This window comes from Paenibacillus sp. EKM212P, assembly GCF_011066115.1.
In the GTDB taxonomy this organism is placed as follows: domain Bacteria; phylum Bacillota; class Bacilli; order Paenibacillales; family Paenibacillaceae; genus Paenibacillus; species Paenibacillus polymyxa_B.
Map to the genome: position 1 here is coordinate 14,447 of NZ_JAAMNR010000007.1, position 13,779 is coordinate 28,225.

General features: G+C 43.1%; 8 protein-coding genes. 6 read left to right on the forward strand and 2 right to left on the reverse strand.

Annotated features, from left to right (window positions below; all coding sequences use genetic code 11):
* The first annotated feature begins 146 nt into the window (after positions 1-146).
* The 4 genes from G9G54_RS19405 (at position 147) to G9G54_RS19420 (ending at position 6,306) form a co-directional block, all read left to right on the forward strand.
* The gene (locus G9G54_RS19405; RefSeq protein WP_165179383.1) at positions 147-1,538 is read left to right on the forward strand and encodes an efflux RND transporter periplasmic adaptor subunit; all 1,392 of its coding nucleotides are present in this window, start codon (positions 147-149) and stop codon (positions 1,536-1,538) included.
* Positions 1,535-4,645: an efflux RND transporter permease subunit gene (locus G9G54_RS19410; RefSeq protein WP_165179263.1), complete on the forward strand. Its 3,111-nt coding sequence runs from the start codon at positions 1,535-1,537 to the stop codon at positions 4,643-4,645. The genes G9G54_RS19405 and G9G54_RS19410 overlap by 4 nt, the downstream gene beginning before the upstream one ends.
* Positions 4,646-4,820: 175 nt before the next feature.
* Positions 4,821-5,282, forward strand: a complete 462-nt coding sequence (locus tag G9G54_RS19415) for a MarR family winged helix-turn-helix transcriptional regulator (protein WP_103048335.1) — start codon at positions 4,821-4,823, stop codon at positions 5,280-5,282.
* On the forward strand, positions 5,269-6,306 hold the full coding sequence (locus G9G54_RS19420; protein ID WP_165179264.1) for a threonine aldolase family protein: 1,038 nt from the start codon (positions 5,269-5,271) through the stop codon (positions 6,304-6,306). The genes G9G54_RS19415 and G9G54_RS19420 overlap by 14 nt, the downstream gene beginning before the upstream one ends.
* 223 nt (positions 6,307-6,529) lie before the next feature.
* On the opposite strand, the gene G9G54_RS19425 is transcribed toward G9G54_RS19420, so the two are convergent.
* On the reverse strand, positions 6,530-7,369 hold the full coding sequence (locus tag G9G54_RS19425; RefSeq protein WP_165179265.1) for a helix-turn-helix transcriptional regulator: 840 nt from the start codon (positions 7,367-7,369) through the stop codon (positions 6,530-6,532).
* Positions 7,370-7,557: 188 nt separating this feature from the next.
* Between G9G54_RS19425 and G9G54_RS19430 the strand changes: the two genes are divergently transcribed.
* Complete coding sequence (locus G9G54_RS19430) at positions 7,558-10,866, forward strand: pectinesterase family protein (RefSeq protein WP_165179266.1); 3,309 nt, start codon at positions 7,558-7,560, stop codon at positions 10,864-10,866.
* A 189-nt stretch (positions 10,867-11,055) separates the two neighbouring features.
* Positions 11,056-12,273, forward strand: coding sequence for a macrolide family glycosyltransferase (locus tag G9G54_RS19435; protein ID WP_165179267.1), 1,218 nt, complete (start codon positions 11,056-11,058; stop codon positions 12,271-12,273).
* 7 nt (positions 12,274-12,280) lie between these two features.
* Here G9G54_RS19435 and G9G54_RS19440 read toward each other — a convergent pair whose 3' ends face one another.
* Positions 12,281-13,507, reverse strand: coding sequence for a sugar efflux transporter (locus G9G54_RS19440; RefSeq protein WP_165179268.1), 1,227 nt, complete (start codon positions 13,505-13,507; stop codon positions 12,281-12,283).
* Positions 13,508-13,779 lie beyond the last annotated feature (272 nt).

The window sequence follows — 13,779 nt, forward strand, 5'->3', positions numbered from 1 at the left end:
CCCTTTGTACGATTTTTTTGTTTGTGCATTGTTATAACATGAAAAAAGAATGAAAAAGTTTACTTCACCCACGGGTTGCTGATAGCACCTTTAGAAGAGAGAATCAGAGAGGATGACATTAGTTGAAGAGAAAAGAAATCAGGATAATGATTGCAGGGGTTGCATTAGCCTTAGTAGCTTCCGGTTGCTCCAGTGCATCGGAGAACTCTGTAACAGAAGCCAGTCACCCGGTAAAAATTGAGAAACTTGCAATGAAACCTTTGGCCAATGATTTTAATTTGGCGGGAACCTTGCAGGCAAGTAATGAGGCCAATGTTTCCTTTGAAGCGGATGGACGTATATTGAACACCATGGTCGAGGTTGGGGATTCAGTAGAAAAAGGAAGTGTCCTTGCGAAGCTAGATACATCTGCTTACCAGTTACAGCTGGATCGGGCAAAGGCAACCATGGAAAAGGCAAAGGCTGGTGTTAGCCAAGCGGAGGCTACTGTCCAATCGGCCCAGGCCGGCATTCATAGTTCACAATCCCAGGTCAACGCGGCCCAATCCAAATTGCAGGAATTGAACAATGGCGCCAAAAAGCAGGAGATTGCACAGTCTCAAAATGCGGTTACTGTAGCAACTAATAATTATAACAAGAAGAAAGCGGATGCCGCACGGTCCCAAAGTCTATTCCAGGCAGGTGCAGTATCATTAACGGAAAATGAGAATGCGCAGCTGGAATTAGCAAACGCACAAAAAAGCTTAAGTGATGCGCAAGAGAAATTGTCTCTTTTGCTTGCAGGGGCATCCCAGGAACAGCGTGCCCAAGCTTCGGCTGGGGTAGATCAGGCCAGGGCAGGGCTGGAATCGGCTAGGGCTACTATACAACAAGGGCTAGCCAGTAAAGCTCAGGCGCAGGCTACCTATGAGGATGCATTGGCTGCTTATGAACAGTCATCCTTGTCATTGAAAAAGGCAACTTTAACTTCCCCGATCACGGGTGTTGTGATTGAAAAAAAGATATCTGATGGCCAACTGAGCTCCAGCGGGAGTGAGGCATTTGTTGTCGGAAATATCAAGACTTTAAAAGTACTCCTCCCCGTACCGGACAGTGAAATCTTATCGTGGAAGAAAAACCAAAAAGTAAATATCTCTCTCTATGATGAAATTAGAACAGGGACCGTTACTCAGATCTATCCATCGACTAATTCCAAAACGGGAAGCATCAATGTGGAAGTTAGCATTCCCAATCCTGAACTGAATTGGAAACCTGGTCAAGTCATAAGCGCATCTAAAAGCATGAATCAAAGCGAAGCGCTTTTAGTGCCCGTGGAGGCCGTAATTAGTACGGGAAATGATCCTTATGTCTTTAAAGCTGTAAACGGAAAAGCCGTCAAAACACCGATTAAACTGGGAAAAGTGACTAATAATCAGCTCGAAGTGGTCTCTGGGCTACAGGCAGGCGAGCAAATCGTTACGCAAGGAGCAGGAACCTTATTTAATGGTGATGTACTTGGGAGTGATGTACTTGGGAAATCGGAGGAGTCGTCCGAATGATTAAATATATCGTTAAAAAGCAGAAAATTACACTCATTTTCTTTGGCATGTGCATTGTGCTAGGGCTCTACAATTTTACATCGTTACCTAAACAAGAGCAGCCCGATGTTATTCCTTTGTCAGCCAGTGTTACAACCATCTATCCGGGCGCCTCACCCGAAAGAATCGAGCAAACCATTACTAAGGTCATGGAACAGAAAATTAAAGCCGTACAAGGTGTCAAAACGATTTCTTCCACTTCATCTAAAGGCCAATCCAGTATAACTGTAGAAGCTTTAGAAGATGCAGACCCGACAAAGGTATGGGCTGATCTTCGTACAAAGGTACAGGATGCCCAGTCCGAGCTTCCAGATGATGCGATGCAGCCGGTTATCAATGATAGCATGACAAGCTCTTTCATTGGTTCATATGCGATTACTTCTGATAAAATTGAGAATTTATACTCGTTGAATGAATTGATGAACAAATGGAAAGATCAATTAAAAACGGTCTCGGGTGTTTCGCAAGTTAATATTCAAGGAATACCAGATCAAGAAGTACGAATCAGTTTAGACACACAAAAGATGCAACAATATAACATCTCCTGGGAGCAGGTTGTTCAAGCAATCAAGAATGAGAATGAAAGAGTTCCTACAGGAAGCATGGATTTCAATGAGCGTACTTATCAACTGACGGTAAATGCCTCTACCGATCCATCCATTCTAAATAACGTCCAGATTTCAAGCAATGACGATGGATTCCCGATATCTCTGAAAGATGTAGGGACAGCCTCACTTGTTTTTAAAAAAGCAGCTAGTTATACGTATGTGAATAACAAGCCTGCTATTTCGATCAGTGTGAGTGGAGATACAGGCACAGACGTGCCAACGGTATCTAAGGCGACTACAACCAAAATCAATGAACTTGTGAGCAGTTTGCCGAAGAATGTACATTTTGAACTACTTTTTGCGCAAAATGATCGAGTAGATGAAATGTTTGGAAACCTGACCAAAGAGATGATCATCGCTATTATATCGGTCATTGTTATATGTACATTAGGTTTAAATTTGCTGACTTCTGCATTTGTGGCCTTGGCCATTCCTGTTTCCATCGCCATCGGCTTTATTTTCTTACCCACAACAGGAATCACGCTGAATCAAATTTCAGTCATCGGATTAATCATCGTGCTAGGGATATTGGTTGATGATGCCGTCGTGGTCAATGACAATATTGAACGCCGACGCACTGAATTTGGGGAAGATGCTACGGAGGCAGCCATTAAAGGAACGAAAGAGGTATCCTTATCAATCATTACAGCTACGCTAGCTACGGTTGCAGCATTTGCCCCGCTTTTATTCCTGCCGGGCACCATTGGAGACTTTATTAAACCGATACCTACCGTTATTTCGTTAACGATGCTGGCGTCCATGATTATGTCGCTAACGATCATTCCTATTTTCCGTCAATGGTATGATCAACGTCGTAAAGGAAAAGAGAGTAGTAAGACAGTTAAGCCACCTGGACTTCTGGGGAATCAAATACAGTCTTTATCCAATGTGTACTCTAAAAACTGGATGCCAAGAATACTGCGACGCCCACTTTTAACAGCGCTTATTGGTCTTATGATGGGTACAGCAGCTTATGGACTACTTGCTGTTGTTCCTATTGAATTATTTCCGGATTCCGATCAAGCGGATGCCACGATCAGTGTAACGATGCCAGAAGGAACATCGTTGCAGGCAACCAATCAGGTTATTAACGAGATTGGCATGTGGGTCAAAAAACAGCCAGAAACAGAGCGGCTGGCGGCAACAGCAGGTGGAGGAGCGCCTCAGCTGTACAGCGATGTTGCAGGTGGTCACGGCTCTGGGGGAGCGGTAAACGGCCAAATTGCTGTCGTTGGAAAAGAGGGGCTATTTGATCTCAAAAAAACAGTGGATAACTGGACCCATACGCTACAAGCTAAATATCCATCTGCATTAATCAGCATTCGTGTTCCCCAATTAGGTATTCCGGTCGGCAGTGCGGTGTCTATCCGTATTAAAGGAGAAGACATTGATAAGCTGCAAAACATGACAACTAAAGTCAAAGAAATTGTTGCGGGAACCCCCGGAGCTGTAGATGTGACCGATAATATGGGTATGCAAAGCTATAATCTGAATTTCCAAATCAATCAGCAAGCCTTGGATAAATATCAGGTTAGCTATTCCGATTTAACACGTACCTTGCTATTAATGGGTGACGGTGTGAATGTAACGGATTTTGATACGGGTAAGGAATTGCTTGATATAAATGTATATATGAACAAACCAAACCATGATCCTGAGGTATTGTTCCAACAATTAAGTGTGAACAATGCGGCAAGGGAACAAATCCCCTTATCCCAATTAGCCACGATGAAACCGGACTTTTCCATTCAACAAATCCACCGCTATGATCTGGAACGGACGGTAACGATCTCAGCCAATGGAAATGGGCGTACGGCTACAGAACTCACTAATGACATCCGTAGCAAACTTACAAATACCCAGTTTGAACCAGGCTACACCTGGGAGATGGGGGGGGAAACATCCACGCAGTCTGATATGTTTAAGGATTTGGGCAAATTAGCTGTGATTGTTATTTTTCTTATTCTCCTCTTAATCACCATGCAGTTTTACTCGGTTTCCACACCGCTCATTATTATGACCACTGTTTATCTGGCAGCGGCAGGGGGAATCCTTGGAAGTTTTATTTCAGGGATGCCAATTGGATTCATGAGTATTATGGGTATCATTTCACTTGCTGGTATCGTAGTGCGTAACGGTATCGTGCTGATAGAGTTTATTGAAGATGCGCGGCGTGAAGGCGCTGATTTAACAGACGCCATTCTAATGGCATGCTCTGCCCGTTTCCGTCCGATCTTGCTTACTTCGCTAACTGCGATTGTGGGTATGATCCCTATTGCCACAATAGGTGAGATCTTGTTCAAACCGTTGGCAACGACCATTATATTCGGACTGATTTTTTCAACTATTTTAACTTTGTTTGTAGTTCCGACGCTGTATATGGTCGTAGCTCATCTGAAGCTGAAACGGAAGCATAAGAAGGAAAAGGCTATAAATAACGATAGCTCAGTGACCTTGTAGGTAAATATAGAAAAGAATATACTTCATTATTTTCTTATTACTATGAAATCGTGCATTAGACGAGTGTCTTAATGTACGATTTTTTCTTTTGTCGATATTGATTATTATTTCATTGACAGAGTCCACAAAAATCATTACTATAATTGTTGCAAAAGTCCACTAAATTGGGGGAGTTATGATCAATATAGATGCTAATATGATAGCGGATATGAGGCGTTTTAATCGATTCTATACGAATATACTGGGTGTTTTAGATAGACATGTGCTGGATAGCGGATATTCCTTTACTGAGGCCCGTGTCATTATAGAGATCGGGTTGATCGAGCCATGTATTGCGAATACTCTAGTCGAATCTCTTAAAATTGATCGCAGCTATATGAGTAGAATCATTGCTAAATTTTGCAAAGAGGGCTTTCTTGTTAAGGAAAATTCAACGTTGGATAATAGAACAAATCTGATTCGTTTGACTCCTAAAGGAAAAGCATTCTACAACCAACTGAATGAAAGGTCTGATGAACAAATTCTAAAATTAGTTCAAGGACTTTCAGAAGAAGAGATTAAGGAATTACATGCTTCTATGTTGTTAATTCAGAAGAAATTGGACAATTTGGAGAGGATACAGAATGATACGATTTGAATGCGACTATACCGAAGGTGCTCATGAGCGCATATTAAAGCGACTACTGGAGACTAATGATGAACAAACTCCAGGTTATGGTGTCGACGATCATTGTGAAAAAGCCAGAGCATATATTAAAAAAGCATGTGACTCCCCAAATGCGGATGTACACTTTTTGGTTGGAGGTACACAGACCAATACCACCGTCATTTCTTCTATTCTGCGTCCGCATCAAGGCGTCGTTGCGGCAGTTTCTGGACATATTGCCGTACATGAGACCGGAGCGATTGAAGCTACTGGGCATAAAGTACTTACTTTGCCAAGTGATGATGGGAAAATCCGGGCCGAGCAGGTAAAGGAGCTGTATGACGCTCACTGGAATGATGCCGCTCCTGAGCATAGTGTACAGCCCGGGATGGTTTATATTTCCCAACCTACTGAGAATGGAACGATTTATAGCAAATCAGAGCTGGAGGCATTAAGTAGAGTCTGTCAAGAGTGTGGTTTACCACTGTTTATAGATGGAGCCCGATTAGGCTATGGCTTGGTCGCCGAAGATAGCGATGTATCTTTAGCAGATATAGCGAAGCTATGCGATGTATTTTATATTGGTGGGACCAAAATTGGAGCCTTGATGGGAGAAGCAGTAGTCATTCTAAATGATACATTGAAAAAAGATTTTCGATATATGATCAAGCAAAAAGGAGGACTGCTGGCTAAGGGAAGAATGTTGGGCATTCAATTCGAAACTTTGTTTGAAGACGGTTTATACGTTGAAATTTCCAAACACGCTATAGATATGGCAATGCTGCTTCAAAACGGATTATCTGAGCAAGGTTTTTCTTTTCAATACCGTTCTACAACCAATCAGCAGTTTCCGATTTTACCAGATCGTATACTAAAGGCATTGAGTGAAAAATATACTTATTCCTTTTGGGAAAAGGTTGATGATGCACATAGTGCTGTTCGATTCTGTACCAGTTGGGCTACAAAGAAAGAGAATGTTGCAATGCTGATTCAGGATATTAAAGCATTGCGATAAGGCCATAGAAAGAGTAATTTATATAATTTTAAAGATGTAAAATGACTATGGAATAGCCATACTTTGTTGCATGCATTGCAGCGAAGTATGGTTTTTTTGTGCATTTTACTTATTCCAAAGCGGCTTGTCTTTAGTTCCATGAAAGAGCAAGTGGATATAAAAATGGAAAAACAAGACAAGAGCGGATGTATAAAGTCGGCGTCTAATTCTTTACACTGAATATCTACCGAACCTGCTTGCGGTACTGAAGAGGAGAGAGCCCGGTTATTTTTTTAAAGATTTTATTAAAGTGGGAAGCATGACCGAACCCGACATCCTCTGCAATATGCTGGATTTTGTCTTTGGTGGTTCGAAGTCTGGTTTGGGCCGCCCTGACCCTCACTACGCGGATGTATTCGCTGAAATGAAAACCAGTCAACTTTAGAAAGATACGGCTTAGGTAAGCTGGACTGATGAAAAAGCACGCGGCCACTTGTTCGAGAGTTAACGGTTCATTGTAATGATCCTGAATAAAAGAAGAAATTTCCGTGATTTTCTGATGCATGGGATGAGAGGAAACAGGTTCACTTCGCTCGATCGCTTCCGATCGGTGTACCAGGATAAGCATTTCCAGCAGTAAATGCTGTACACAACGGTCATGCAGAGGCTGCTTATTCCTGCATTCGGTATTCATCTGTAGGAATAAACGTTCAACCTCCACTTGCTCTCTCGCAGGTAAGCGAAGTAGCGAGGATTGCTGATACGGCGGCAGGTCAAGAATGTCATGATCCTGCTGTGGGAGAAACGTCGGAGAAAAATGAATCAAAATGCGCTCTGTTTCCTGCAATTGCGTACTGGCAGTAGAGTGCAAGTCATGAGGAAGGATGAATATCAGATCCCCCTTGCGAGCGGTGTATACCTTGCCATTCATAAAATAGATGCGTTCTCCTCGCAGTAAGAGATACAGCTCATAGTTCTCGTGGACATGAGGCCGGGGCATAACCGTGAAACCGGTACGATAGATGTGATGAATGGAGAATTGTTGTTCGCCAATGACATATTTATCTTCTTTCATTTCATTCATGTGCTTCTTCCTTTACAAATTAAGATAAGTAAGCGCATTCATATACCACCAGTATATATGACAACCTGCCAATGATAAAAGCAGAAAAGATTGATGAAAGGAGGTGAAGGCGCTTCTGAACGTCTCGGATCGTGTTTTTATAAAAATATGCGCTGATGTGGAAGAAAATCTTAGGGAGGAAACAGAATATGAGCAAGCAGCGTACATGGAAAAAGGTGCTATGTAATGTGGTTGTGGGTTCATTGTTGTTGACCTTGTGCCCACCACTAATCCAAGCGGAGACTGCGGTAGGAACAGAGAACGCAAAGGTGTCAAAAGTGGCGACGGATATTCCGGCTTTTCCAGGGGCTGAGGGTGGCGGTAAATATGTTACCGGTGGACGCGGAGGTGAAGTGTATGAGGTTACCACGCTGGCAGACTACGGCAAAGGGGAACAGATAATACCCGGATCTCTTCGTGCAGCGGTCAGCTCCGATAATCGGACGGTCGTATTCCGGGTGGGTGGAACGATTCATCTCAAGGAGCCACTTAAAATCTTGGGAAACAACCTGACGGTTGCGGGTCAGACAGCTCCTGGCGATGGTATAACTGTAAGCGATTACACAGCAGGGATTGATGCAGATAACGTCATTCTCCGTTACCTGCGTTTCCGATTGACCGACCGATACCCCAGTGAGGATGACGCGTTAGGAGCCAGATACCATAAAAACATAATGATTGATCACTGTTCCTTTAGCTGGTCGGTGGATGAGGTACTGAGCCTGTATGACAACGTCAATACAACGGTACAATGGTCCATTGCGTCCGAAAGTATGCTAATGACCACGCATCAGAAAGGTCGCCACGGCTATGGCGGCATATGGGGCGGGCGAAACTCCACCTATCATCATAATTTGTTGGCTCACAATGCAAGTCGTAATCCGCGTTTTCCAACCGATAAAAAACAAATCGACGCTGTGGAAATGACCAATAATGTCATTTATAACTGGGGATTTTTCTCTTCATACGGTGGCGGTGAAGGATCGTATAATGTGCTGAATAACTATTATAAGTATGGCCCCAACACATATGAGGACGTTCGCGGTCAAATTTTTGTAGACGTAGGTAGTAAAAAATATAAAACACGCATCTTTATTGGTGGTAACTACATGTACGGCAATGACTCGGTTACGAAAGACAACTGGCAGCTTGGCACATCCATTGGGTCAATTATTGATCCTTCCACCCGTTTGGCGGAGCCGATTGAAGTCAGAGGGGAATACGACAACGGAATTTCACCGGATGCGTATGGTCCATATCAAGCGACAGATGCACAAACCGCATATACGGAGGTGCTTGCCAGCTCAGGAGCCACGCTGCCAAGAAGAGATGCGGTGGACGCCCGAATTATGAATGATGTGAAGAATGGAACGGGTGCATTTATTAACTCTCCGCGTGAAGCAGGGTGGATTTACGACGATTCTAACGTAACGACGACGGAGCTTTCTGACAGTGACCATGATGGAATGCCGGATGAATGGGAACGTGCCCATGGGCTGGACCCCAAAAATGCAGATGACCGTAACGGTCAGGGGCTTGCCGGCACAGGGACGTATACTCATTTTGTCAAGGGATATACCAATTTGGAGGTCTATTTAAATGATCTTATTGAGAAGCTGTCGAATGGAAATGAGGTGGATAATCCAGAGGCCGTCGTTCAGGTGTCGGATGCAAACGGACGTTCACTAAAGCATAACGATATTTTAGAAGCAGGCAGTGATGCGACCATAACAGCAACAGCCAAGGACAAAGATGGTATTGCTCATGTTGAATTTATCATTGACGGCAAACTTGTTGGTAAAGTAGAGACCGCGCCTTATCATCTCGATTGGAATCATGTAACAGACGGTACCCATAATATTATTGTACGGGTGACCGACCGCAAGGGGACTGCTGCATTTTCCAATCCTGTTACCATTCACGTCAATACGACTGCGCCATCGGGAAGTTGGCTCAGCGAAGAAATTGGCTCTGAGGGCAACGATGGTTATATAAAAGGGCATACTCAGGTCTTAAAAGAAGATGCAAGCGGCAGCAGTATAAGACTGAAGTCAGCGGGAGACGTTGACGGTAAGGCAGATATTTTCCATTATGCTTATCAAAAATGGGAAGGTGACACTGAAATTACAGCCCGTGTGGAACAAATTACCCCGGTGGATGATAATGCCGAAGCGGGTGTAATGATTCGTGAATCGCTGAAGCCTGGATCAAAAATGGCTTTTATGTCTTTAGCATTTGTTAAATATGGCAAACAGGGTATTCTTATCAGTCGTGATCAAACGGATGGTAAGACGAAACGTGCTTCAATGGAGACTTTTATTGCAACGCCATATTCGGTTCGTCTGGTACGACAAGGACAAAAGGTTACCGGCTGGGTATCCGCAGATGGTGTGACGAACTGGGAGAAGGTTGGTGAAACTGTTATAGATGTGCCGAATAATCAGCCGCTATTGATCGGGTTGGCTACCGATGCATCCAAACAACAAAACGATGTATGGAATTACAATACGTCGGAATTCAGCAATGTCACCATCCGCAACCTGACAGACTCAGGAGGGACTCATCCCACTAGTGTGGTGGTAGCGACCTATGGCCCTGCTGACTTTAGATCTCTTCAGGCAGCGATTGACGCAGTCCCTGACGACAGCAACACAAGGACAGTTATCCATCTCAAAAATGGTACGTATCGTGAAAAAATAAAGGTGAATTCCTCCAAAAAAAATCTGAGCATTATCGGAGAAGATCGCGACAAAACGATCATTTCTTTTGATGATACGGCCAAAACCGTGGTGGACGGAAAAGAATTAGGAACAAGCAACAGCTATACAATGCGTGTGCAAAGTCCCGATTTTGTGTTGGAGAATGTCACGGTTGCCAATACAGAAGGAACCGGGCAGGTGCAGGCTGTAGCGTTATATGCCGAAGGCGATCGTGGTAAGTATCACAATGTCAAAATTACTGGCCTACAGGATACGTTGCTTGTGAACCGTGGCAGACAGTATTTCAAGGACAGCTACATCAGTGGCAGTGTAGATTTTATATTTGGCAATGCACCTGCCGTGTTTGATAATTCGATCATACACAGCCTGCGTGCTGGATATGTGACAGCAGCTTCAACAGAAGAGAACAAGCCGGGCTTTGTATTTATTCAATGTCGTCTGACAACAGAAAGTGGTTTGACAGGCAAGGTGGATCTCGGACGGCCATGGCGCCCTTACGCTCATGTTACTTTTTTGAAGACCTATATGGATGAACATATCAAGCCGGGCGGCTGGAATAATTGGGGCAAGGAATCCAATGAGCAGACCGCAAGATTTGGAGAGTTTGACAACTTTGGGCCAGGTGCAGAAAGTAGCGGGCGTGTACCTTGGGCCAAACAGCTTACCGCCGATGAAGCAAGCCAGTACACCGTTGAAGCTGTTCTGAGCGGGACAGATCATTGGGATTGGCGTCTTTAAATTTGATGTTCAATGGTTAAGCGGGGCAAGCGCTTCTAGCGTTCAGCCTCGCTTATTTCTATAGTTTGAGTAGAGGATACATACTTAATTTTCGGCATTGAAGAAACTTGTTTATATGGTAAATGTTTGCTATGTTAAAAGTGCATTTATTTCAAATTGTAATTTATTATTGATTTGGAGGTGTAAGGTATGGCACGTGTGTTAGTAGTGATCACGCCTGCTGAAGGCCATGTTAATCCGACATTAGGATTAGTGAAAAGGTTGGTAGACAGTGGGGAGTATGTTGACTATGTGTGTACGGAAGAATATCGTACGAGAATTCAACAGACAGGAGCACAGATGATAACCTACCCTTTTGTTGATGATGCTTTTTCTAAAGACTCTGATTTAAAGCCAGCAGAATACAAACATCATTATCAATTTGTGTACATGATGGTAAAAGGTATGATTCTTCCGATTATTCCAGAGGTTTTGAGAGTTATTGAAAACAGAACCTATGATTATTTAATCTATGATTCTTTGATGGGCTGGGGAGGCACGATTATTGCTGAGAAGCTAGGAATCCCTGCTGTGTGCTCTATCGCTTCTTTTGCTTTCGTAGAGCCATTGGGATCGGGGCAAGGCATGAATGACAATGATCCGGAGGTAAAGAAGTTGTACACGGCTACGATGCAAATAACGCATCAACTAGCTAATGAACTTCAGGTTGAGGCTCCAGCTATAGAAAAGATTGCTCCTCATGGCGGGCGCTTAAGAATCGTTTATACAAGCCGCTATTTTCAACCGCAAGCTGAAAAACTGGATCACAGTTTTATTTTTACAGGTCCTTCTATTGTACCGCGTAAAGATGCTCCATCTTTCCCGTTCGAACAACTTCGTGTTCTGCATCCACAGGCGGTTTACATTTCGATGGGTACTATTTTGAATAAAGACTTGGAATTTTATAAGCTTTGTTTTGCAGCATTTCGCGATTTGCCTGTGCAGTTTGTGCTGTCTTCAGGCAATTATACAGACATGGAGCCATTGGCCCCGTGTATCCCTGACAATTTTATAATCAAGCCTTATATTCCGCAATTGGAAATGCTTCAGCATGTGGATGCTTTTGTTACACATGCGGGGATGAACAGTACAAGTGAAGCCTTATATTACAATGTACCGCAGGTCATGATTCCTTTAACATCGGATCAGCCAATCGTAGCCAGTCGGGTGCAGGAACTGGGAGCGGGTGTTGTTGTGGATAAAAATAAGCTTACACCCGCTAGTTTGAGAGTAGCCTTATTAGAGGTATTGAGTCATCCAACCTATAAAGAACAGGCTTATGTGATCGGCGAATCATTACGTCAGGCTGGTGGGTATAGACATGCGGCAGATACAATTATGAGTCATTTCTCCACCATAGAAAAATAAGCGCAGTCTATATACTGTGATTCCTTTCTTTTAAAGCAGCAGATTTTTCAAACTCTAATTTCTTCGAAATTGCCAGGAGACCCAGGGAGCAGATGATTAGGGCCAAACATACCCAATAGGTGTTTCGGTAACCCATCCATTGAGCGGTTAATCCGCCCATTAAGCTCCCCACCAGTCTTCCGATAGTTGTCGCATTGGAATATAGCGTCGATGCGTACCCTGGAAGAGAGGGCAACAAATCCTGCATGTAACTAATGCCAATGGCAGAAATCACTGCAACAAAGAAGGCTAGAAGAAGTTGCCCCACGAATAGCTGCCACATCTCCGTAGACATAAGGACAAGGATATAATAGACAACTCCTGTTAATGCCCCTAAAAATACAAGCAAACGGTTGGAGTATTTAGCTGCTAGTACGCCTAGCATAAGCATCAAAGGTATTTCTAAAATGGCGCAAATACTGGATACTAGAGCAACGTCACTCGTGTCACCTTTTAAATTGTGAATGATGAACAAGGAAATATTTAAACTATTCATCCAGTGAGACGTATAGAGCAGAGTAAGAACTGAGAAAGGGATCAGAATCTCAATATTTTTATGTAATGTAATGTTATGAAGTGAAAGTTGATTTTTATGTTTAAGCTGAGCGGGAGGCTGCTGGATAAAAAAGAATAAAAGAACAGCAATGAGAACAAAAATAGAGGTCGTTCCCATAAAGATACCTTTAAAGCCCGTATGTGCAATCAAAAAGGAACCCAAAAGCGGCCCGGTAATAAAGCCGAGAGAAAACATAGACCGAAGCGTTGAATTAGCAAAGGCGTGATCCGCAGATTTACTGCGATCTACTGCTTCACGTGCACTGGCAAATAACTGCGGCATCCCAGGAGCACCAATGGCCGTAAAGATCGTCATATAAACAAAAAGTACATAAAAATTTTGGATTACAAGATATCCTGCAAAGGCTATGGCATTAAATAACGTACAAATCACCAAAATTTGTTTACGATCTAATCCGGTATCAGAACGTTTGGCAATCAGAGAGCTTATCCATATGCCACAAATCAAAGTTACCGCTGTAAACACACCAAAGGTTCCCACAGATACGCCAAGTGTACTTGTAAAATATACAGCTAAAAAAGGTGCGCTGATGGATATAGCCATGCCTTGCAATAACATGCAGATCATGAACAATGGGTAGTTAGGGATAACAAAAAGATTCTGAATACGCTTTAGCATTTCATTTTTACACTCCTTCCGAATACATACCTATCCCAACCAAACTATATATGACTTTAGCATAATTTGTATATTTACATGGTATAAAATATTATATATTATTTTTCACTTTGATGAGCAGGTCAATATACAGGCAAAGATACAGTAACAGGCTAAGCGTCAAACTCTCCACACCTTCAACTACTAACCTAGCTGTGAGATCATGAGATTAACCTGACTGTTCCGCTGTCTTCCGGTAGTCATGATCGTGGGCAAGACAGTGAAGAACAACG